This is a genomic window from Paraburkholderia dioscoreae, from assembly GCF_902459535.1.
GTDB classification, from domain to species: domain Bacteria; phylum Pseudomonadota; class Gammaproteobacteria; order Burkholderiales; family Burkholderiaceae; genus Paraburkholderia; species Paraburkholderia dioscoreae.
This window is the reverse complement of the sequence record NZ_LR699554.1, coordinates 1,999,756-2,019,494: the sequence shown is the minus strand read 5'-3', so window position 1 is coordinate 2,019,494 and position 19,739 is coordinate 1,999,756. Positions and strand designations below refer to the sequence as shown.

Sequence of the window (19,739 nt, the reverse complement as noted above, 5' to 3'; positions counted from 1 at the left end):
TAGATTGAAGGACGGTCTGCTTTCTTCCAGCCAACGGCCCTGCTAAGCGGAATCTGCGGGAGCCGATTCACTTCACGGTCCGTCTCGGGAGATATGAGTGTGGCGAGTCAGGATTCCTGAACTGCGATTGAAGCGACTTAAGCCACAGCAAAGCTAGGCATGCGCTGCAGCGCGGGCGGTTTGCGCGCCGGCCTTCGAACCGGTCTTCGCAGCCGCTGCTTTGCGCACCCTCCGCGATTTTTTCAGCAAACTCGTGACCGACGTATCGATGCTTTCCGTCACCGCCGACTCACGCGCCTTGCGGCCTTTCGCGCCTGCCTGTCGCGCGAGCCTTCCCGCGCGTTTCCCGGCGTGCGCAAGCAACGCGGCAAACGCCACCTCGTCCACTCGCAGTCCACGACGCGACTGGCCCGGCGCCAGACGCTGCAATTCGTCCGCTTCGAACGCGCTGATCACCGCCGGGTGAATGTAGCAGCGCTTGCACACCGCCGGTGTATTGCGCAATAGCACGGCCACGTCCTTGACCGTCGCGACGATGTGCCGGCGCGCTTCCGCCGCGCTGCTGCAAATCAGCCGTCGCAGTGCGGCCAATGCATAGACGCTGCCGGCCCACGTTCGATAATCCTTGGCGGTGAAATCCGCGCCGCTCGCACGGCGCAGATAGTCGTTGATATCGGCGGAACCGACGGTGCGGCGCGTGCCGTCTTCGTCGAGATACTGGAACAGGTCGTGGCCCGGCAGTTCGGCGCAACGCCGCACAATGCGCCTGATGCGCGGATTGTTCACCGTCACGTCGTGTTCGATGCCGCTTTTGCCGCGAAACCTGAAACGCAACTGGCCCGCTTCGATCTTCACGTGCTTCTTGCGCAGCGTAGTCAATCCGTACGACTGATTATCGCGCGCGTATTCGACGCTGCCGATCCGGATCAACGTCGTGTCGAGCAACTGCACGATCGCGGCGATGACCTTGTCGCGTTGCATGCCCGGCAGATTCAGATCGCGCGCGACACGCGCGCGGATCTTCGGCAATGCGCGGCCGAATTCGGCCATGCGCTCGTATTTGTCGGCGTCGCGTGTCTCGCGCCAGCGCGGGTGATAGCGGTATTGCTTGCGGCCGCGCGCGTCGCGGCCTGTTGCCTGGATGTGGCCCCGCGCGTCCGGGCAGATCCACACATTTTCATAGGCGGGCGGGATGGCGAGCGCGTTGATGCGTTTGATTTCGTCTTCGTCGTCGATGCGTTTGCCCTCGACGTCGAAATAGACGAATTCGCCGTTTTCACGCTTGCGCGTGAAGCCGGGCTTCGTGTCGTCGGCGTGGCGCAAGCCCGGCGGCATGACGGCAGGGGCGGCGGGTTTCGCGCGGTCGTCGTCCGTACGTTCGGGGCGGCGTTGAGTCGGAGTCGTTGTGGCAGCCATCGTCGCAGGTAGAAGTTTCAAGCATGAGGCGCGCTTTGCGCCGATGGCTGGCGTCAAGCAAAGGCAGTGCCTGGCACCGGGCGCGGACTCTCGCGTGCTGCGCCGCCGCTGCGTTGCGGACTGCTTGGTGCGCTGTCTTGCGGACCAGCGGAACAGTCCTTGCGAACACTCGTTACGGGTAATCGATGAAACGAACGAACCAAGGAGAGCGTCATGAGCAGCACTCTTAATCCCGACGACGAGCCGCAACAGGTCGTCAAGCAAACCTCCGGCACGACGGGTGCACTCGGGCCAAGCGATTCGTCCGACAGCGGCAGCGATGTGGCCGGTGCGAAGCGCCACGAATTCGACGTGGATTCGGAACTGGACAACCACGCGCTCGAAACCGGCGACTCCGAACTCGGCAGCGACACGGATCGCGCCGGCACGGGCGAGCGTGCGGCCGCGGACGGCGATTCGACGCTCGTACCGGACAGCGATATCGAGCCTGACCACGTTATGGACCCGCTGGTCAACGACGACGACGGCCTTGATGACGATCCGCAAGGGCTTTAACGGGTGGCGGCCGGTACGCGGTGACGGACCGAACCGGACTGACGAAACGTCGCAGACCGGACGTTGCGGCGAGCGTGCCACATGGGCACATCTTTTGCTGACTGAGCGTTAACGACGATTAACGGCGGGATCAATCCGCGCAATATGCGGGGCCCCCAGCACTTACATGAAGGAGAGTACGCATGGCAAGCACATTGAATGGTCACAAGGTGGCAATACTCGCGCTGGACGGTTTCGAGCAGGCCGAACTGGTCGAGCCGAAACGCGCGCTCACTGAAGCAGGCGCGACGGTACAGATCATTTCAGCCAGGCCCGGCACGATCCAGGGTTTCAAGCACGTGGACAAAGGTGACGCCGTCGAAGTCGATCTGACTTTCGACAAGGCAAGCGCAAACGATTACGACGCCGTGGTGCTGCCGGGTGGCGTGGTGAACGGCGACGCCATCCGTTTGCTGCCGCAGGCACAAGCCTTCGTCAAGGCCGCCGACAGCGCAAAGAAGCCGATCGCGGTGATCTGTCATGGCACGTGGCTGCTGGTGTCCGCGGGAATCGTCAAGGGCCGCACGGTCACGAGCTGGCCGAGCCTGCAGGACGATATTCGCAACGCGGGCGGCACGTGGGTGGACAAGGAAGTAGTCGAAGACGGCAATCTGATCAGCAGCCGCAAGCCCGACGATCTGCCTGCCTTTAACAAGGCGCTGATTGCGCAATTGTCCACACGCAACGCGGCATAAACCGGCATGGCGAACGAGGGGCGAAGATTGAATGAATGCCGCGCCTCGTCCCGTCGGTTCAGTTTCGCTGTATCCGTCGAACAGGGAGAAAATGCATGAAATTCCGGTATCCCCTACAAGCGATGGCGGTCGCGCTGAGTTTGAGCGCGGCGTCCCTCGGCCCGGTGTTTGCGCAAGCCAGCGACGCGCCCGCCAGCGAGGCGCCTGTCAACGGCACGAAGCTCTCGCCCGCGGACCAGCAATTCGTGCAGGACGCCTCGAAATCCGACGCGACCGAGATCGCGGCCAGCAAGGTTGCGCTGAAGAATTCAAGCGATCCGCACGTGAAGAAATTCGCGCAGCAGATGATTACCGATCACACCAGACTCTCTCGCGGCATGGCCGCACTTGTGTCGAAGAAGGGCTTTACCGCGACACCGTCGGCGGATTCCGCGCTGGTCGGCAAGCTGCAAACGCTCAAGGGCAAGGAATTCGATCAGGCCTACGTGGAGCAGGTCGGCGTGGAAGCGCATCAGCGCGCGGTGGACCTGTTCCAGCAGGAGAGCACGAGCGGCACCGACGCGCAACTCAAGGCCGCGGCAACGCACGCGTTGCCGATCATCAAACATCATCTGGCGATGGCGCAGCAACTGGCCGGCGCCATGAAGGGTTCGTCATGAACGCGATCCTGCCGCGCCCGGCCTATGAGGATTCCCTTATGCAGATCACTTTTTCCGACGACAAGCCGGCCTTCGACGGAGCGAATCTGACCGTGTGCTTCATGGCGCGGGTGGACGGCGAAGCGGTGGTGTGCTCGATTACCGCCGAAGCGCTCGAAGACCATTTCGGCGCCGATTCCGCACTCGAAGCAACGCTCATGTCGGCCTTCGAGAAAGGCCGTCATCGCATCCGATCCGTCTGCGCGGAAGCGCTCGACCAGAACAACGGAGAAGGCGTAGTGTTGCATAGCGGACTGTTCCGAGTGGAAGGCATGGAACCGGATCGCGGCACGGCAGCGTAATGCCGCAGCGCGCCGCCGCCCGAACGCGCCGAATGGCACGGCGACATGCGGTGGCACGGTTCGCAATCGCCGTTCAACGATGCAAGGAGGTCTCATGTCACTCATCGTCGCAGCACGTTTTACGACTTTTCCCGCCGCTGAAGATGCGGCGCAAAAGCTCTTCAATGCAGGGTTCGTCGAAGAAGACGTGACGCTGTTTTTCGTCAATCCGCGCGGGCAGCACGCGCGTTTTCCGATTGGCGGCGATACCAGTACGGACGCTGGCGCAAAGGATGCGCCCAAAGGTGCCGGCATGGGCGTCACAATCGGCGCGGTTGCCGGTGCCGTGGTGGGCGTCGCGATTTTCGCCGCGTTCTCGGCGCCGGTTATCGTGTCATTGATCGCAGCGGGCGTCGGCGCTTATGTCGGCTCGCTGGTCGGCGCAATGTCGCACACGCGCGAGGGCGGCAAGGCGGGGCACCGAACACCGTTTCACGAGGAAACGCGTGATTCCGGCGTGCTGGTCGCCGTGCACGTCTCCCCGGACAATCAGTTCGACGCCGCGCGCGTTTTGCGCGAAGCAGGCGGCGTGGCGATCGAGCGGGCGAGCGGCCGCTGGCAGCAGGGACGCTGGGCTGACTTCGACCCTTTGAAAGAACCGGTGCCGCTCAACGAGTTCAGCGAGAATCGCGCGTGACGGCACGGGCTTTTGCGCATAACCACTCGAGTCGAAGTTCGAGGCGGTGGCGAGCAGGCAGCGGCCCGACGTACCGTCGGGCCGTTTTTATTGACACCCGGCGCTCAGTCTATCGTGACCGCGCAGGCGGCCAATCCCCACAGGAGCGGGATGCTCAAACCCAGATCTGTGGCGTGCTACGTTGCCGCAGCATCGCGGGGTCCTGACGTTCGTCGCGAGTCGGCTCGCACGCGGCCGGCACCAGTCCGCCGCGTGTCATGCCGCACGACGGCGACGCGGCTTGCGCGCTCGCGGATGGCGCTTCGCGCGCCGGCCTATGCTCGCGAATCTGCATCACTGTTGCCGAGGTGAGGATCGCGACGGCGGCCAGAAATTCTGTGCTCCTGATTTTCATGGTGAATGCTCCCTGTCGTTGTCGCCTGCCCATTGTTTTCAATTCATCGGCACGTCTTGCAGCGTGTCGTTGTTGCACGGCGTGCTGTGGGGCGAGCATATTAAGCAACCGCCGTGCCATTCAGCGCAGCCGCGCGGGGCGGCCTTCAGCGCATGTCGCGTGAGATCGCGACGGGAAAAATCTACGCGCGTTGGCAAGATCGAAAGTCCGGCGGCAGGCAGCCCGTGATACGTCCGTGGCGATGTACGCCGGGCACGCATCATGCGGATCGATGGGGAGGCCCGCAGTGGGTTGGAGCGCCGGCAAAGCCGCGACGCATCCGGCTGCGGACTCCATGATTGACGAAACCCCTGGAGGTATTGAATGGCTACGAACGTTGTTTCCGTGTTGAACGATCTGGTCGAGACGTCGAAGGACGGCGAGAAGGGCTTTCGCAAAGCGGCTGAAGATGCCCACGACGCACAACTGAAGACGCTGTTTCTATCGCGAGCCGAAGACTGCGCGCGTGGCGCACGCGAGTTGCAGGATGCGGTTGCGGCCCTCGGCGGCAAACCCGAAACGGGCGGCAGCATGAGCGGTGCGTTGCATCGCGGCTGGGTCGACGTGAAGTCGGCGGTGACCGATCGCAGCGATCACGAGATTCTGGCCGAGTGTGAAAAGGGCGAGGACGTCGCGAAGAAGCGCTACCACGACGCGTTGGAAAAGGAGTTGCCGGCGGACGTGCGAGTGATCGTCGAGCGGCAGTATCAAGGCGTGCTGCAGAACCATGACCGCGTGCGTGATCTGCGCGACCAATACGCGGCTGCGCGGCATTAAATTCGGGTGAGTGACCGGCGCTCTCCGTTGGAGGGGGCCGGTTTTTTTGCGTGTTGACGGCCCGCTGGCGTGCTTGCGCAAGCCAGATTCAGGTCGGCAAGCTCGCGTACAAAAAAGCCGTCGCATTCGCGAACGGCTTTCACATTTCCCGGAGCATCAGCGCCGGAAAGCACTAGCCGCAGCCAGCGCTTCCCGGTCGGATCACACGCTTATTGGGCGCTGACCTTCAGATGGTTCTTCACGCTCGATACGCCCTTCACGGCTTGCACGACTTCTTCAGCCGCCGACTTGTCGTCAGCCGAAGGCACCGTACCCGTGAGCCACACCACGCCCTTGCGCGTCTTCACGTGAATGTGCGTCGACTTGACGTTCTTCGCGGCCAGCAGGTCGGCCTTGGCCTTGGTGGTGATGGTGCCGTCGTCGACGTGCTCGCCGATGGTTTCGGACGAAGCCGACGGCGCCGAGGCGCTGGTCTGCGCCGTAGCGTTCAGTGCGAATGCGAGACAGGCAATGCTACCTGCGGTCTTCAGGAATTGGATCGTCTTCATGGTTTCTCCTTCGGGTGTTGATGAAAATTGCGGTCTTGTTGCCTGCGGTCGATCGCGGTCGAGGCCGCCGATGACACGCGTGGGGTCGTTGCCGCTACGGTTCCGTCAGGGCCCGTTATCGACACTGGGCGACAGCCTGTGCACGCGATTTCGCTGCCACGTTGCGCGTGCAAAGACCGGCGTCCGTCCACATAGTGCCAGGACGCAAGCGGTGTGCCCGATAGCTCGGGCGAATGAGGCGCTGGCGGGAAAGCCGTTACGGCACGTGGCTTTAGGCTGAAGAATGAGAGGCGGCGCCGAGCCGGGGAGGAGTGTGACCGCTTGCGCGCGCGGGGACCGGAATTTGCCGGGCACTTGTAAAAATGGCGCCCGGCGGCGTGCGCAAGTGATGGGCCTGAAAATGCAAAACATTGAAAAAACAGGAAGTTGCGCGACCTGGTACGGCAGTTGCTGTAAGCAGATCACTCACCATTTTCGGCTATTAAAGGGACCTCACTACAATGCCTTCCATTGAACTACGCACAAGGCAGTCTCTCGCACTTACGCCGCGTCTACAGCAATCGGTGCGTCTGTTGCAGTTGTCGTCTCTGGAGTTCCAGCAGGAGTTGCGCACGGCGCTCGACACTAATCCGTTCCTCGAGTACGACTCGTCGGATACGGAAGACGTCGCGCTCGCCACCACCGCGTCCGGCGAAGAGGCGGGCGCGCTGCCCGCCACCGACACGGCGGCCGCAGCCGAACCCGATGCGATGTCGTCCGACATGCCGTCTGAGTCGGGCGCGAACGACACGCTGGAAAGCGCGGGGCAGGACGACATGCCGGGCGATTTCTCGGGCGACTATAGCAGCCGCAGTTCGACGCGCCAGAACGGCGACTCGGACAGTAGCGATCCCGCCGAGTGGGCCCGTTCCCAGCCGACATTGCGCGAGCAGCTGCACGACTCGCTGCGCCTCTATCGACTCGACGACCGGGACCGCGCGGTGGCGCGCTTCATCATCGAGGCGCTCGACGACGACGGCTATCTGCGCCAGGATCTCGCCGATCTCGCGGACAGTGTCGATCTCGAACCCGAATTGACCGAAGACGAGTTGCTGGTGGCATTGCGTCTCGTGCAGTCGCTCGATCGACCGGGTCTGGGCGCCCGCACGCTGTCCGAGTGCCTGTCGCTGCAGGTCAACGCGTTGCCGGCCGACACGCCGGGGCGCGACGTGGCGCGGCAGATCGTCGAACATCATCTGGAACGGCTCGCACGCCGCGAACAGGCCGAACTGCAGAAGCAGATTGGCTGCAGCGCGGAAGAACTGCGGGTTGCCTGCGCTCTCGTGCGCAAGCTCGATCCGAAGCCGGGCAACTGCTATGGCCGCACCGAAGACAACTACGTGGTGCCGGACGTGATCGTGCGGCAGGTGCGTAACAAGTGGGTCGTGGCGATCAACCCGGCGGTGCAGCCGCGCGCGCGAATCCATCGCATGTATGCGGAGCTGTTCGCGCAGTCGGCCGGTGCGAGCCGCTCGCCGCTCGCGCAGCAGTTGCAGGAAGCGCGCTGGCTGATCCGCAACGCGCAACAACGCTTCGATACCATCCAGCGCGTGGCCGAGTGCATCGTCGCGCATCAGAAAGCCTTCTTCCAGTACGGCGAAATCGCGCTCAAGCCGATGGTGCTGCGCGATGTCGCCGACGAACTCGGCCTGCACGAATCCACTATCTCGCGAGCCACGGGCAACAAATATATGGCCACGCCGCGCGGTATTTTCGAATTCAAGCACTTCTTCCCGCGCGAGCTCGGCACTGAAAGCGGCGGCACCTGTTCGGCCGCTGCGGTGCGCGCGCTGCTCAAGGAAATGATCGCCGCGGAAAACACGCGTGATCCGCTCTCGGACGTGACGCTCGCGAAGATGCTCGCGGATCAGGGCGTGCTGGTGGCGCGTCGTACGGTGGCGAAGTACCGGCATCTGATGAAGGTGCCGCCGGCGGAATTGCGCCGCCAGATCTGAACGACGCAGCCCGCCGGAGCCAGGCTGCGTTGAAGCGCCACGCGAGACTGTCCGCTCGCGTGGCGCTTTTTCGTATCTGGACGTTTCGAGCGTGCCCCATTACATTGGCGAGTCCATGAGTAACGGGGTGGTTCAATGAAGTACTCGAATCTGGTCGAACGCCTGCAGGGCAGGCGCACGTCCGCGTGGGAAATCCATCGTGTCGCGCAACAGGCGGCGGCCAACGGTGAAGACGTTATCGTGCTGAGCGTCGGCGATCCCGATTTCGCGACGCCCGCGCCGATCGTCGAGCGCGCGGTCGAGGCCTTGCGCGGCGGCGATACGCACTATAGCGCCGTGTCCGGCCGGGAACCGGTGCGCGCGGCGATTGCCGAAGAGCATGCGCGCATGACCGGCTGTGCCGTCAGCGCCGCCAATGTGATCCTGACCGCGGGCGCGCAGAACGGCGTATTCGCTTCGTCGCTATGTCTGCTGGAAGCGGGCGACGAGGTGATCGTCCCCGAGCCCATGTACCTGACTTATGAGGCCTGCGTGCGCGCGGCCGGCGCCAGGCTCGTGGCGGTGCCGGTCGATCGGGCGCGGGCGTTTCACGTCGATTGCGACGCGCTGGAAGCGGCGGTCACTTCGCGCACAAAGGCCATTTTCTTCGCTACGCCGTGTAATCCGACCGGCGTGGTCATGCCGCGCGCCGATCTGGAACGGATCGCGCGGATCGCGTGCGAGCATGACCTGTGGGTGCTCTCCGACGAGGTCTACGCCGATCTGACTTTCGAGCGCGAGCACGTGAGCATTGCAGCGTTGCCCGGCATGGCGGAGCGCACCGTGACGCTCGGCAGTCTGTCGAAATCGCATGCTATGGCCGGTTGGCGCGTGGGTTGGGCGATCGGGCCGGCGGAGCTGATCGAGCACATGGGAAGGCTCGCCCTTGCGATGCTGTACGGCTTGCCCGGATTCATCCAGCAGGCCGCATTGACCGCTTTGCAGAACAAGGCGCGGATCGCCGCCGAAATGCGTGAGATTTACCGCCGTCGGCGCGACGTGGTGTTCGAGCGTTTGCAGCGCGTGCCGGGGCTGCGGTGCGTGTTACCAGAGGCCGGCATGTTCATGATGGTCGACGTGAGCGGCACGGGTCTCGACACGGTCGACTTCACCTGGCAGCTGTTTCGCGCGCAGGGCGTGTCGCTGCTCGACGCGAGCGCCTTCGGCGAGACGGCGAATGGTTTCGTGCGGCTGGGTTTCGTGGTCGACGAAGCGCGTCTGATCGACGCGTGCGAGCGGATTGCCGCATTTGTCCGCGCATTGCCGGCTCGCTGAGCCTTACTTTAGCGTTTCGTTTGCTTTGCGATTCGCGCAACGATGCGGCGCATGGTGGGAGGAATGCGTGTCCTCACCAGTTTTCGATTGACGCAACCAAAGCTTGCGTCAAAAATCGAGCGCCGGCCCCGTCTTTAAGCGTGGCCATTCCGGACACCGGCGCATATCGACACTCACTGTCGGGAACTCCATGACCCTTCGCTTCACCCTCTCGTTGCGCCGATCGCTGATGGCAGGATCGATGGCGGCCGCCCTCGTGGCGATGGCGCTCGTCCTTGCCTTGCTCGCCGCGTTCAGCACGACTTGCGCGGCTGCTGAACCGGACGACTCGTCGGATGCCGCCGCGAGCGCGGAAACCGCGGCTTCAGCGCCGGACGCACCGCGCGTTGTGAGCGGCAAGCCCCGTCAGCGCGCGGAGGCGAATGCCCAACCCGGCGAAGATCCGCACGCGGCCACGGCTCGTGCGCCGCGCCAGGCTGCCGCGGCGCCGAACGACGCGTCGGGCAGCACGGCGCAGCGCAACGCGAGACCGGAAACGGCGGCTATTCCTGTGCCGCCGGAAACGTCGTCGGTGACGCAGCATTCCATCCGGCTCGACAGCCGCAAGATCGACTACACGGCCACCGCCGGCAACCTGCTGCTGCGCGACAGGACAGGTGAGGCCAACGCGAGCGTTTTCTATGTCGCCTACACCGTCGCCAGCAAAACGCCGGCAACGCGGCCGGTCACGTTTCTCTTCAACGGCGGGCCGGGCGCCGGCAGCGTATTCCTGATGATCGGCTCGTTCGGGCCGAAGCGGGCGCGCACGGCGAGTCCCGCCATTACGCCGCCCGCGCCGTACACGCTCGCCGACAATCCCGACAGCCTGCTCGATACCACCGACCTCGTATTTATCGATGCGGTCGGCGCGGGTTTGTCGAGGGTGGTCGGCCATGGCACGGGCAAGGAGTTCTGGGGCGTCGATCAGGATCTCGATGCTTTCTCGCAGTTTATCGACCGCTACCTGACAGTGAACCAGCGCTGGAATTCGCCGAAGTATCTGCTCGGCGAATCGTATGGGACCGCGCGTGCCGCGATGCTCGCGTACCAGTTGGGGCAGGACAATATCGCGCTCAATGGTGTAATCCTGATGTCGTCGGTGCTCGATTCCGCCGCGTTTTCGGCGGGCTCGGATTTCAAAAGCGAAAGCTATCTGCCGAGCTTCGCGGCCATTGCCTGGTATCACGACAAGATCGTGCCGAAGCCGGCCAGCCTGCCGGCCTTTCTCGACGACGCCCGTGCATTCGCGCGCGGACCGTATGCGCAGGCGCTCGCCCAGGGCGACGCGCTGCCCGACGCCGAGCGCGACGCGATCGCCGCGCGCGTCGCGCACTTCACCGGGCTCGACGTCGGCTATGTGAAGCGCAGCCGCCTGCGTCTTTATCCGTCGCGTTATCGCAGCGAATTGCTGCGCGATCAGGCGCGCAGCGTCGGCCGTTACGATGCGCGCTTCGAAGGGATCGACTTTGACAGCGTGTCCGAGCGTCCTGATTACGACGCCTCGGTGAGCAGCGTGTCGAGCGCTTTCGACGCGGCCCTACATCAGCATTTCGCTCAGGATCTGCACTTTACGCCGGCCGACCGTTACCGCGTCTTCAACGACGAAGCGTTGACGCAATGGGACTGGAAGCATCGCGCATGGTGGGGCGAACGTCTGCCCGTGCCGTATGCGGTGGGCGATCTGGCCGAAGCAATGAGGCAGAATCCGCAGTTGCGCGTGATGTCGTTGAACGGCTATTTCGATCTGGCCACGCCGTTCTACGCAACCGAGTACGCGCTCGCCCACCTGGGCGTGGACGGGCCGCTGCGCGCCAACGTGCGAATCGCCTACTACCCGACCGGTCACATGATCTATCTCGACGACGCGGCATTGCACACGCTCAGGAGCGATCTGGCGAGTTTCTATGCGGCAGGGGCGCGCTAGGGTTCAGAAGAGCGCGCCGGGCGGTCCGAAAGCGGGTGCCGCGTCTTGCAACCGGGTCGGGCTTGAGCCGTTGAACGGTATAATTCGTTCGACGTCGCGCGGTGCTTCAGAGTCGCGTCGAACCGCGCTCAGGCGCCTCTCCGCTACCTGAAAATCCGCTTTATCAACCGGCTTTTTTTCACCGCTGCCCATGCCATTTCACCCGATCCAGTCCTTCACGCGCAAACGGCTGTCCGACGTGGTGTCCGACCAGATCAAGCAACTGATTTCGGACGGCACGCTGATGCCCGGCGACCGGCTGCCGGCCGAACGCGATCTGGCCACGCAGCTCGGCGTGTCGCGGCCTTCGCTGCGCGAAGCGCTGATCAGGCTGGAAGCGGACGGCTATATTGAAACCTCGGGGCGGGGCGGTTTTACGGTGGTCGATGTCACGGCGCCGATCATCTCCAAGCCGCTTGCGGAGTTGCTGCTGCAAAACCCGCGCACCAGTGCCGATATTCTGGAACTGCGCCAGGGGCTCGAATCGATTTCGACGGTCTATGCCGCGCAGCGCGCCACGGCCGCAGACCTGAAGAAGATCAGCGCGGCGTTCGAGGCATTGAAAGCCGGCTCGCAGTCGCAGGACCGTGTGAACCTCGCCGAACTGGACGCCGCGTTCCACCTCGCGATCGCGGACTCCACGCACAACATTGCGCTCGCGCATGTGATGCACGGCATCCATACGCTGATTCGCGAGGGTATGCGCCAGTACCATCGTTTGATCGATTACGACGACGCGATGGAAAAGCAGTTGATGGGCCAGCACCAGGCCATTTACGACGCCGTGATGTCGCGCGACGCGCAAAAGGCACGCAAGGCCGCCGAGCGGCATTTGACCTATGTGCGCGAGATGTACAAGGAAGACGCGGCCAGGCCTTCGTCGAGTACGGTTTCGTAAATACCCGCGATTGACACCTTGCCGCAACTTCCTTATATTCTTGGTCAGACCAACCATACCAGTCTTACTGGGGCGCCGGAATTCCTCGTTGCTCCATCCCGCTTGCATGCTGGCCGCCGCAATAACGCACTGGTTCACCGCCGCCATTCCGCAGTAGAGTAGGTGAATCGCCGACTGCCGCTTTTTCCCCAATGAGCTTATGAAAGTCGCCCTGTTTATCCCGTGCTTCATCGACGCGTTTTATCCCGAAGTGGGGATCGCCACGCTCGAATTGCTCGAACGCTTCGGCATCGAGGTCGACTATCCGCAGGAGCAAACCTGCTGCGGCCAGCCAATGGCCAACAGCGGCGCGCATGCCGAGGCAGCCGGCACCGAGCGTGTGTTCGCGCGCAACTTTGCCGGCTACGACTACATCGTCGGGCCGTCGGCGAGTTGCATTCACCACGTGCGCGAGCATCTCACCGCGCTGGAGCAGACCGACGAAGTGAAGAAGGTCCGCGCGAACGCCTACGAACTCGTCGAGTTTCTGCACGACGTGGTCGGCGCGCGTGAATTTCCGTGGGCCGAGTTTCCGCACCGCGTGGGCTTGCACAACAGTTGCAGCGCATTGCGGCATCTGAAGGAAGCATCGATTTCGGAAGTGGCCGGCACGCCGTTTTCGAAGCCGCGCACGTTGCTCGAAGGCGTGAAGGGCATTGAGTTCGTCAAACCGGCGCGGCCCGACGAATGCTGCGGTTTCGGCGGCACGTTCTCTGTCACAGAGGAGCCGGTCTCGGTGCGCATGGGCCAGGACAAGGTGCGCGATCACCTGAACGCGGGCGCCGAGTACATCGTATCGGGCGACATGTCGTGCCTGATGCATCAGCAAGGCTGCGCGGAACGCATGAAAGCCGACGCGCGCTTCATCCATATCGCGCAGGTTCTCAACGGAGCACGCGCATGAGCAACCGCATCGATCACGCGAAAGCCGCGGGCGCTTTCATCAGCAAGACAGAGCATGTCGCGTTTCACGACAAGCGCCTGTGGGATCTGCGCGAGAAGCGCGATGTGCAGGCGCACGGCATTGCCGAGTGGGAGACGATGCGCGAGCTGGCCTCGGGCATCAAGGAACACACGCTGTCGAATCTGTCCACGTATCTGGAACAGTTCGCGGCGGCCGCCGAGGCGAACGGCGTCACGGTGCATTGGGCCGCCACCGCCGAAGAGCACAACGCGCTCGTGCACCAGCTCATGTCGGAGCGCGGCATGACCACGCTCGTCAAAAGCAAGTCGATGCTGACCGACGAATGCAAGATGCGCGAGTATCTCGAACCGCGCGGCATTACGGTGATGGAAACGGATCTGGGCGAACGTATCCAGCAACTCGACCATCAGGATCCGAGCCACATGGTGGTGCCCGCGGTCCACAAACTGCGGGCCGACGTTGCCGAACTGTTCGGCCGCACTATCGGCACCGATCCGAAGAACAGCGATATTCATTACCTGGCGGAAAGCCAGCGGATGAACACGCGGCCGTACTTCGTGCGCGAGAAAACGGCCGGCATGACCGGTTGCAATTTCGCGGTGGCGGAGACGGGCACGGTCGTAGTGTGTACTAACGAAGGCAATGCGGATCTGTCGGCGAATGTGCCGCCGTTGCATATCGCGTCGATCGGTATCGAGAAGCTGATTCCGAAGGTCTCGGATCTCGGTGTGTTTATCCGCATGTTGTCGCGCAGCGCACTCGGCTCGCCGATCACGCAATACACGTCGCATTTCCGTGCGCCGCGCAAAGGCACGGAGATGCATTTCATTCTCGTCGATCACGGCCGCTCGGAGCGGCTCGCAATGGAGGACTTCTGGTATTCGCTCAAGTGCATTCGCTGCGGCGCCTGCATGAATACGTGTCCTGTTTACCGGCGCAGCGGCGGGCTGTCGTATGGCGGCACCTACTCGGGGCCGATCGGCGCGATCATCAATCCGACCTTCGATCTGAAGCGCTACAGTGCGTTGCCGTTTGCATCGACGCTCAATGGCAGTTGCACGAACGTGTGTCCGGTGAAGATCAATATTCACGAGCAGATCTACAAATGGCGCACGGTGATTGCGGAGCATCACGAGGTGCCGTTCGTGAAGCAGGAGGTGTTGAAGATGGCAGGGCGGTTGCTCGCGAGCCCGACCTTGTATCGCGCGACGGTGTCCTCGATGGGCAGCGCGCTGCGGCGGCTGCCGAATTTCGTGCTGTATAACCCGCTCAATATCTGGGGCAAACAGCGCGAGTTGCCGGAGGCGCCAAAACTGACCTTCCACGCCTGGTACAAAAAGAATCGTGGAGCCGATCATGACAACGCGTGAAGCTTTTCTGGCGAAAGTGCGGCAGGCGCAGCCGCCGGCGCGACCACGGCCCGACGTGCCGCTGTTCGATGCGGCGGGTGGCGATCTGCACGCGCGTTTTACGGCGGCGCTGCAGGCAATGGGTGGCACGTGCGTCGAAGTTACGGCTGCGAGCGACGTGGGCGGGCTGATTCGCGAGCGGTTCGGGGCTGAGGCATCCATCGCTTCGGCAACCGCGGAAGTGCCGGGCACGCGCGTGCTCACCGCCGACACGGAACCCGCGTCGCTGCAGGACATCGAGGTCGGTGTGGTGCGGGCGCGCTTCGGCGTGGCTGAGACCGGCTCGGTGTGGTTCAGCGAACGTGAGTATGTGGTCAACGCGCTGGGGTACATCGTGCAGCATCTGGTCGTGCTGCTCGATCCGTCGCAATTGCTCGACGGCTTGCAGGACGTATACCGGCGCGATGATTTCCGTGAAGCCCGTTATGCGGCGCTCGTCACCGGGCCTTCGGCGACGGCGGATATCGAGGGTGTGCTGATTCGCGGCGCGCAAGGCGTGCGTTCGTTGACGGTGGTGTGGCTGGCAGCGGAGTAAAAAAATTCCGGGTCGCCTGATTCGGGCGGCCCCCACGTCTTGCCGCGCTGTGCCTGCATCGCCACGGACTTTGCTATCATCACTGTATAAACATACAGGTTTCGTGAACGTGCCGTGGCAACACCCGCTTCTCCCTACGCTCTCTACTATCTGCTGAACTTCGAGCGCGCCCTCGCGTGGCTCGCGCAGCGTTACGACGACCTGTTCGACGCGCACGAACAGGCGTTTCTGCGCGATTTCGCCGCGTTGCCGCAGGCGTCACGCGCGCTGCTGGTTCGCATGCTGATGCGTAAAGGCACGCTATTTCGCGCAAGCCGCCTGTCTTACGAAGAGATCGGCTGCCCACTGCAGGCGGCCGCGCCGATCGCCGCGCTCGGCTGGGTCGATACCCAACCGGCCCTGACGCTCGACGATCTGTTCGCGCTCACCACGCGTGCCGAGTTGATGGAAATTTTCGCGGACGCCGTCGCGTTGATTCCCGGCACGAAGAGCTTGCGCAAACCGGAACTGCTGGAAACGCTGCGTCCGTTTTATGTCGGCGAGCCTGGCGAGCCCGCAGAAGAAGGCGTCGCGGCGCGCCCGCTCCGCGCATGGTACGGTCAATCAACGGATTGCGTGCTGCACGTTGCCATCGCACCGCTGTGCGAACGTCTGCGTTTGATGTTCTTCGGCAATTTGCAGCAGGCGTGGTCGGAGTTCGTGCTTGCCGACCTCGGTGTGTTCCAGTACGAGAAGGTGGCGTTCGCGCCTTCGTCGCGCGCGTTTCAGGCGCGTGCGGACGTGGACGTTTATCTCGCCTTGCACGCGTGCCGTGAAGCGCTCGAATGGCTACCCGGCGGCGACGCGGAAGCAGAGGCGATCAACGAACTGGTGGCAGCCGTCGGTGAAATAGAAACCTCGAACGCCTGGCTCGAAACGCGGCGCGCGAAACTGTTGTTTCGTATCGGCCACCTGTGCGAGCGTCGGGAGAACTGGCCGGCCGCGCTCGCCGTGTATGAGCGCTGCGCGTGGCCCGGTGCGCGCCATCGGCGCATGCGTGTGCTCGAACGCAGCGAACGTTTCGACGATGCGTTCGCGCTCGCCTCGCAAGCCGCCGCGGCGCCGGAGAGCGAAGAAGAAGCGCAACGCATCGCCCGCATGCTCGCACGGTTGCTGCGCAAGCGCGGCATGCCGGCCGCACGGGCGAGCGCGGCGCGTCCCGTCGAGCGCAGCACGCTGGTGGTGCCGCGGCCCAAGGAGCCGCTGCCGGTCGAATACGTCGTTCGCGATCATTTGACGTGCGGCGCCGCGCCGGTTCATTACGTCGAGAACGCGCTGATCAATTCGCTGTTCGGGCTGCTGTGCTGGGAGCCGGTCTTTGCGGCGTTGCCGGGCGCGTTTTTTCATCCGTTCCAGCGCGGTCCGGCCGATCTGCACGCGCCGGATTTTCATGCTCGCCGCGCGGAGCCGTTTGCCGCGTGTCTTGCGCAACTCGACAGCGGAGCTTATCGCGAGACGATCTGGCGGCATCTGGATAGCAAGGCGGGACTGCAATCGCCTTTCGTATTCTGGGGGCTGCTCTCGCCGGAACTCGTTGCATTGGCGCTCGACTGTCTGCCGGCCGCGCATCTGAAACTGTGGTTCGAGCGCTTGCTGCGCGATATACGAGGCAATTGTTCCGGCCTGCCGGATCTGATCCGCTTCTGGCCTGCCGAGCGCCGCTACGAATTGATCGAAGTGAAAGGCCCCGGCGACCGCTTGCAGGACAACCAGATCCGCTGGCTCGCGTACTGCGCGCAGCACGGCATGCCGGTGCGAGTGCTCGACGTGCGTTGGGCCGACGAGGTGCTCGTCGTGAATGGCGGCGCGGTTGACGCTGCTGCCGAGGCCGCCGCAGCGGTCGGACGCGCGATCGTCACGGAGGCCGGAACCGAGGGCGCGGTAGATGCCATCGCAGAGGTCAAACCGGAACCCACCACCGAACCCACCACCGAACCCACCACCGAACCCACCACCGAACCCACCACCGAACCCACCACCGAACCCACCACCGAACCCACCACCGAACCCACCACCGAACCCACCACCGAACCCACCACCGAACCCACCACCGAACCCACCACCGAACCCACCACCGAACCCACCGCATGACCTACGTGGTCGCCGTGCGAGCGATGTGCGAGTTCACCGCGAGGCGCGGCGATCTGGATCTGCGCTTCACGCCCGCGCCCACCTCGCTCGAAGGCATGGCGGGCCACGTCACGGTCGCCGGACGGCGCGCGAGCGGCTACGAAACCGAAATCACGCTGACGGGCACGCATCGCAGCCTGACCGTGCGCGGACGCGCCGACGGCTACGACCCGGCGGCGAACCGGCTGGAAGAGGTCAAGACGCATCGTGGCGATCTCGAACGGATGCCCGCCAATCACCGCACGTTGCATTGGGCGCAAGCGCTCGTCTATGGTCATCTGCTGTGCCGCACGCGCGAGCTTGCCGGGTTGACCGTAGCGTTGGTGTACTTCGATATCGGTACCCAGAAGGAAGTGCTGTTGACGCAAACGCATACCGCGCGCGACCTGGAGATTTTCTTCGTCGAGCAATGCGAGCGTTTTCTGGATTGGGCCGTACAGGAAGAGGCGCATCGGGCCGCGCGCAACTCGGCGCTGAGTGCGTTGCAGTTTCCGCATGGGCAGTTTCGCAGCGGCCAGCGCGAACTGGCGGTGTCGGTCTATCGTTCGGCGCGCGACGGCAAGCCTTTGATGGCCCAGGCGCCGACCGGCATCGGCAAGACGCTCGCGACGATTTTTCCGTTGCTCAAGGCGTGCGCGTCGGACCAGATCGACCGGGTGTTCTTTCTGACCGCCAAGACGCCGGGCCGCGCGCTGGCGCTGGATGCGATCGAAACACTGCATCGGGTCGACGCGCGCCTGCCGTTGAGAACCCTCGAACTGGTCGCACGCGATAAAGCCTGCGAGCATCCGGACAAAGCCTGCAACGGCGAGTCCTGTCCGCTCGCGCGCGGCTTCTACGACCGGCTCGACGCGGCCCGCAGCGCGGCGCTGGCAGGCCCGCGCCTGGACCGTGCGGCGGTGCGCGAAGCAGCGCTTGCGCACGACATCTGTCCGTACTATCTGGCGCAGGAACTGGCGCGCTGGGCCGACGTGGTGGTCGGCGATTACAACTACTACTACGACAGCAACGCCATGCTGTACGCGCTCACGCAGATCAACCAGTGGCGGGTGGGCGTGCTGGTGGACGAGGCGCACAATCTGCTCGATCGTGCCCGCCGCATGTACACCGCCTCGCTCGATCAGACGGCATTCCGGCTCGCGCGCAAAACGGCGCCGGCCGCGCTGCGCAAGCCGCTTGAACGGCTGCAACGCGAGTGGAACGCGCTCAAACGCGCTCAGACCGCGAGCTATCAGGTCTACGCCGGGATCCCCGGCAAACTGCTCTCCGCCGCGCAAAATCTGATCAGCGCCGTCACGGACCAACTGGCGGAAGCGCCACTTTCCATCGACGAAGCATCGCTGCGCTTCTTCTTCGACGCCATGCATTTCGTCGCGCTGGCCGAGCAGTTCGGCGAGCATTCGATTTTCGACATCACGCTCGCCACGGATCGTTACGCGCCACGCGACAAAACCACTGCCGCGCTTTGCGTGCGCACCGTGATTCCCGCGCCGTTTCTCACGCCGCGCTACGCGGCCGCGCGCACTACGGTGATGTTCTCCGGCACGCTCAACCCGCATCATTTCTATCGCGATACGCTGGGGTTGCCCGAAGCCACGCAATGGCTCGACGTGGAAGGGCCGTTTCGCGCGGAGCAGTTGCAGGTGCGCGTGGCCGGCAACGTGTCGACGCGTTGGCGTGACCGCGAGCGTTCGCTGATTCCGATCGTCGACCTGATCGCCCGGCAATACGCAACGCAGCCGGGCAATTATCTGGGCTTTCTGAGCAGCTTCGAGTACTTGCAGCGCGTGGTCGCGTTGATGCGCGAGCGGCACCCGGACTTGCCGGTCTGGGCGCAGGAGCCCGGCATGGACGAAGCCGCGCGCGACGCGTTTCTCGCGCGCTTCCGGACCATGAACGAGGGCGTGGGCTTCGCGGTGCTCGGCGGTGCGTTTTCGGAAGGTGTCGACCTGGTCGGTCAGCAGTTGATCGGCGCGTTCATCGCCACGCTCGGCTTGCCGCAGATGAACGAGATCAACGAGCAGATGCGCCGCACGATGGAAGTGAAGTTCGGCAACGGATACGACTACATGTATCTGTATCCCGGTCTACAGAAGGTGGTGCAGGCGGCAGGGCGTGTGATCCGCACGGAGCAGGACCAGGGTGTGGTGCATCTGATCGATGACCGGTATCGGCGGGCCGAAGTGCGGCGTTTGCTGCCGCGCTGGTGGGACGTGCAATAGCGCGTGCCGCAGCCGGCGGACCGGCGCTTCATAACCGCGCTTCTTTACCGCCGGCCGGCCGGGTAATCACTTTGCCCGCCGCCACTCGTCACA

Annotated in this window: 18 protein-coding genes; 15 read left to right on the top strand and 3 right to left on the bottom strand. The window is 63.8% G+C overall.

Annotation, left to right across the window (positions count from 1 at the left end):
• Positions 1 to 153 precede the first annotated feature (153 nt).
• On the bottom strand, positions 154 to 1,416 hold the full coding sequence (locus PDMSB3_RS29200) for a DNA topoisomerase IB (RefSeq protein ID WP_007177519.1): 1,263 nt from the start codon (positions 1,414 to 1,416) through the stop codon (positions 154 to 156).
• A gap of 213 nt (positions 1,417 to 1,629) precedes the next feature.
• On the opposite strand from PDMSB3_RS29200, the gene PDMSB3_RS29195 reads away from it, so the two are divergent.
• From PDMSB3_RS29195 to PDMSB3_RS29175, 5 genes are all read left to right on the top strand, one after another.
• Complete coding sequence (locus PDMSB3_RS29195; RefSeq protein ID WP_007177518.1) at positions 1,630 to 1,971, top strand: hypothetical protein; 342 nt, start codon at positions 1,630 to 1,632, stop codon at positions 1,969 to 1,971.
• A gap of 182 nt (positions 1,972 to 2,153) precedes the next feature.
• Entirely contained in the window at positions 2,154 to 2,705 is a 552-nt protein-coding gene (locus PDMSB3_RS29190) for a type 1 glutamine amidotransferase domain-containing protein (RefSeq protein ID WP_007177517.1), read from the top strand.
• A 95-nt stretch (positions 2,706 to 2,800) separates the two neighbouring features.
• Positions 2,801 to 3,364 (top strand): DUF4142 domain-containing protein, encoded by a 564-nt coding sequence (locus PDMSB3_RS29185; protein WP_007177516.1) that lies wholly within the window; start codon positions 2,801 to 2,803, stop codon positions 3,362 to 3,364.
• Positions 3,361 to 3,705: a DUF1488 family protein gene (locus PDMSB3_RS29180; protein WP_007177515.1), complete on the top strand. Its 345-nt coding sequence runs from the start codon at positions 3,361 to 3,363 to the stop codon at positions 3,703 to 3,705. The genes PDMSB3_RS29185 and PDMSB3_RS29180 overlap by 4 nt, the downstream gene beginning before the upstream one ends.
• 94 nt (positions 3,706 to 3,799) lie before the next feature.
• Entirely contained in the window at positions 3,800 to 4,381 is a 582-nt protein-coding gene (locus PDMSB3_RS29175; protein WP_007177514.1) for a glycine zipper domain-containing protein, read from the top strand.
• Between the two features lie 154 nt (positions 4,382 to 4,535).
• Here the strand turns inward: PDMSB3_RS29175 and PDMSB3_RS29170 are convergent, their stop codons facing one another.
• A complete protein-coding gene (locus PDMSB3_RS29170; RefSeq protein ID WP_165188529.1) occupies positions 4,536 to 4,775 on the bottom strand; it encodes a hypothetical protein in 240 nt (79 codons plus the stop codon).
• A gap of 363 nt (positions 4,776 to 5,138) precedes the next feature.
• On the opposite strand from PDMSB3_RS29170, the gene PDMSB3_RS29165 reads away from it, so the two are divergent.
• A complete protein-coding gene (locus PDMSB3_RS29165; protein ID WP_007177511.1) occupies positions 5,139 to 5,591 on the top strand; it encodes a PA2169 family four-helix-bundle protein in 453 nt (150 codons plus the stop codon).
• Positions 5,592 to 5,800: 209 nt separating this feature from the next.
• On the opposite strand, the gene PDMSB3_RS29160 is transcribed toward PDMSB3_RS29165, so the two are convergent.
• On the bottom strand, positions 5,801 to 6,139 hold the full coding sequence (locus PDMSB3_RS29160) for a BON domain-containing protein (protein WP_007177510.1): 339 nt from the start codon (positions 6,137 to 6,139) through the stop codon (positions 5,801 to 5,803).
• Between the two features lie 500 nt (positions 6,140 to 6,639).
• On the opposite strand from PDMSB3_RS29160, the gene PDMSB3_RS29155 reads away from it, so the two are divergent.
• The 9 genes from PDMSB3_RS29155 (at position 6,640) to PDMSB3_RS29115 (ending at position 19,646) form a co-directional block, all read left to right on the top strand.
• The gene (locus PDMSB3_RS29155; RefSeq protein ID WP_007177509.1) at positions 6,640 to 8,133 is read left to right on the top strand and encodes an RNA polymerase factor sigma-54; all 1,494 of its coding nucleotides are present in this window, start codon (positions 6,640 to 6,642) and stop codon (positions 8,131 to 8,133) included.
• A gap of 135 nt (positions 8,134 to 8,268) precedes the next feature.
• Positions 8,269 to 9,447: a pyridoxal phosphate-dependent aminotransferase gene (locus PDMSB3_RS29150; protein ID WP_007177508.1), complete on the top strand. Its 1,179-nt coding sequence runs from the start codon at positions 8,269 to 8,271 to the stop codon at positions 9,445 to 9,447.
• Positions 9,448 to 9,637: 190 nt separating this feature from the next.
• Positions 9,638 to 11,410 (top strand): S10 family peptidase, encoded by a 1,773-nt coding sequence (locus tag PDMSB3_RS29145; protein ID WP_165188527.1) that lies wholly within the window; start codon positions 9,638 to 9,640, stop codon positions 11,408 to 11,410.
• Between the two features lie 190 nt (positions 11,411 to 11,600).
• Positions 11,601 to 12,347, top strand: coding sequence for a FadR/GntR family transcriptional regulator (locus PDMSB3_RS29140; RefSeq protein WP_007177506.1), 747 nt, complete (start codon positions 11,601 to 11,603; stop codon positions 12,345 to 12,347).
• A gap of 199 nt (positions 12,348 to 12,546) precedes the next feature.
• On the top strand, positions 12,547 to 13,290 hold the full coding sequence (locus PDMSB3_RS29135; protein ID WP_007177505.1) for a (Fe-S)-binding protein: 744 nt from the start codon (positions 12,547 to 12,549) through the stop codon (positions 13,288 to 13,290).
• Entirely contained in the window at positions 13,287 to 14,681 is a 1,395-nt protein-coding gene (locus PDMSB3_RS29130) for a lactate utilization protein B (RefSeq protein WP_165188525.1), read from the top strand. Before PDMSB3_RS29135 ends, PDMSB3_RS29130 begins: the two co-directional genes overlap by 4 nt.
• A complete protein-coding gene (locus PDMSB3_RS29125) occupies positions 14,668 to 15,255 on the top strand; it encodes a LutC/YkgG family protein (RefSeq protein WP_007177503.1) in 588 nt (195 codons plus the stop codon). The genes PDMSB3_RS29130 and PDMSB3_RS29125 overlap by 14 nt, the downstream gene beginning before the upstream one ends.
• Positions 15,256 to 15,369: 114 nt before the next feature.
• Positions 15,370 to 17,385: a VRR-NUC domain-containing protein gene (locus PDMSB3_RS29120; protein ID WP_232064352.1), complete on the top strand. Its 2,016-nt coding sequence runs from the start codon at positions 15,370 to 15,372 to the stop codon at positions 17,383 to 17,385.
• Positions 17,382 to 19,646: an ATP-dependent DNA helicase gene (locus PDMSB3_RS29115; RefSeq protein ID WP_165188523.1), complete on the top strand. Its 2,265-nt coding sequence runs from the start codon at positions 17,382 to 17,384 to the stop codon at positions 19,644 to 19,646. Before PDMSB3_RS29120 ends, PDMSB3_RS29115 begins: the two co-directional genes overlap by 4 nt.
• The last annotated feature ends 93 nt before the right edge of the window (positions 19,647 to 19,739 follow it).

Excerpts from the sequence above, each read along its gene's own strand:
- PDMSB3_RS29200 (WP_007177519.1), bottom strand. The coding sequence starts at position 1,416 with ATGGCTGCCACAACGACTCCGACTCAACGCCGCCCCGAACGTACGGAC.
- PDMSB3_RS29195 (WP_007177518.1), top strand. The coding sequence starts at position 1,630 with ATGAGCAGCACTCTTAATCCCGACGACGAGCCGCAACAGGTCGTCAAG.
- PDMSB3_RS29190 (WP_007177517.1), top strand. The coding sequence starts at position 2,154 with ATGGCAAGCACATTGAATGGTCACAAGGTGGCAATACTCGCGCTGGAC.
- PDMSB3_RS29185 (WP_007177516.1), top strand. The coding sequence starts at position 2,801 with ATGAAATTCCGGTATCCCCTACAAGCGATGGCGGTCGCGCTGAGTTTG.
- PDMSB3_RS29180 (WP_007177515.1), top strand. The coding sequence starts at position 3,361 with ATGAACGCGATCCTGCCGCGCCCGGCCTATGAGGATTCCCTTATGCAG.
- PDMSB3_RS29175 (WP_007177514.1), top strand. The coding sequence starts at position 3,800 with ATGTCACTCATCGTCGCAGCACGTTTTACGACTTTTCCCGCCGCTGAA.
- PDMSB3_RS29170 (WP_165188529.1), bottom strand. The coding sequence starts at position 4,775 with ATGAAAATCAGGAGCACAGAATTTCTGGCCGCCGTCGCGATCCTCACC.
- PDMSB3_RS29165 (WP_007177511.1), top strand. The coding sequence starts at position 5,139 with ATGGCTACGAACGTTGTTTCCGTGTTGAACGATCTGGTCGAGACGTCG.
- PDMSB3_RS29160 (WP_007177510.1), bottom strand. The coding sequence starts at position 6,139 with ATGAAGACGATCCAATTCCTGAAGACCGCAGGTAGCATTGCCTGTCTC.
- PDMSB3_RS29155 (WP_007177509.1), top strand. The coding sequence starts at position 6,640 with ATGCCTTCCATTGAACTACGCACAAGGCAGTCTCTCGCACTTACGCCG.
- PDMSB3_RS29150 (WP_007177508.1), top strand. The coding sequence starts at position 8,269 with ATGAAGTACTCGAATCTGGTCGAACGCCTGCAGGGCAGGCGCACGTCC.
- PDMSB3_RS29145 (WP_165188527.1), top strand. The coding sequence starts at position 9,638 with ATGACCCTTCGCTTCACCCTCTCGTTGCGCCGATCGCTGATGGCAGGA.
- PDMSB3_RS29140 (WP_007177506.1), top strand. The coding sequence starts at position 11,601 with ATGCCATTTCACCCGATCCAGTCCTTCACGCGCAAACGGCTGTCCGAC.
- PDMSB3_RS29135 (WP_007177505.1), top strand. The coding sequence starts at position 12,547 with ATGAAAGTCGCCCTGTTTATCCCGTGCTTCATCGACGCGTTTTATCCC.
- PDMSB3_RS29130 (WP_165188525.1), top strand. The coding sequence starts at position 13,287 with ATGAGCAACCGCATCGATCACGCGAAAGCCGCGGGCGCTTTCATCAGC.
- PDMSB3_RS29125 (WP_007177503.1), top strand. The coding sequence starts at position 14,668 with ATGACAACGCGTGAAGCTTTTCTGGCGAAAGTGCGGCAGGCGCAGCCG.
- PDMSB3_RS29115 (WP_165188523.1), top strand. The coding sequence starts at position 17,382 with ATGACCTACGTGGTCGCCGTGCGAGCGATGTGCGAGTTCACCGCGAGG.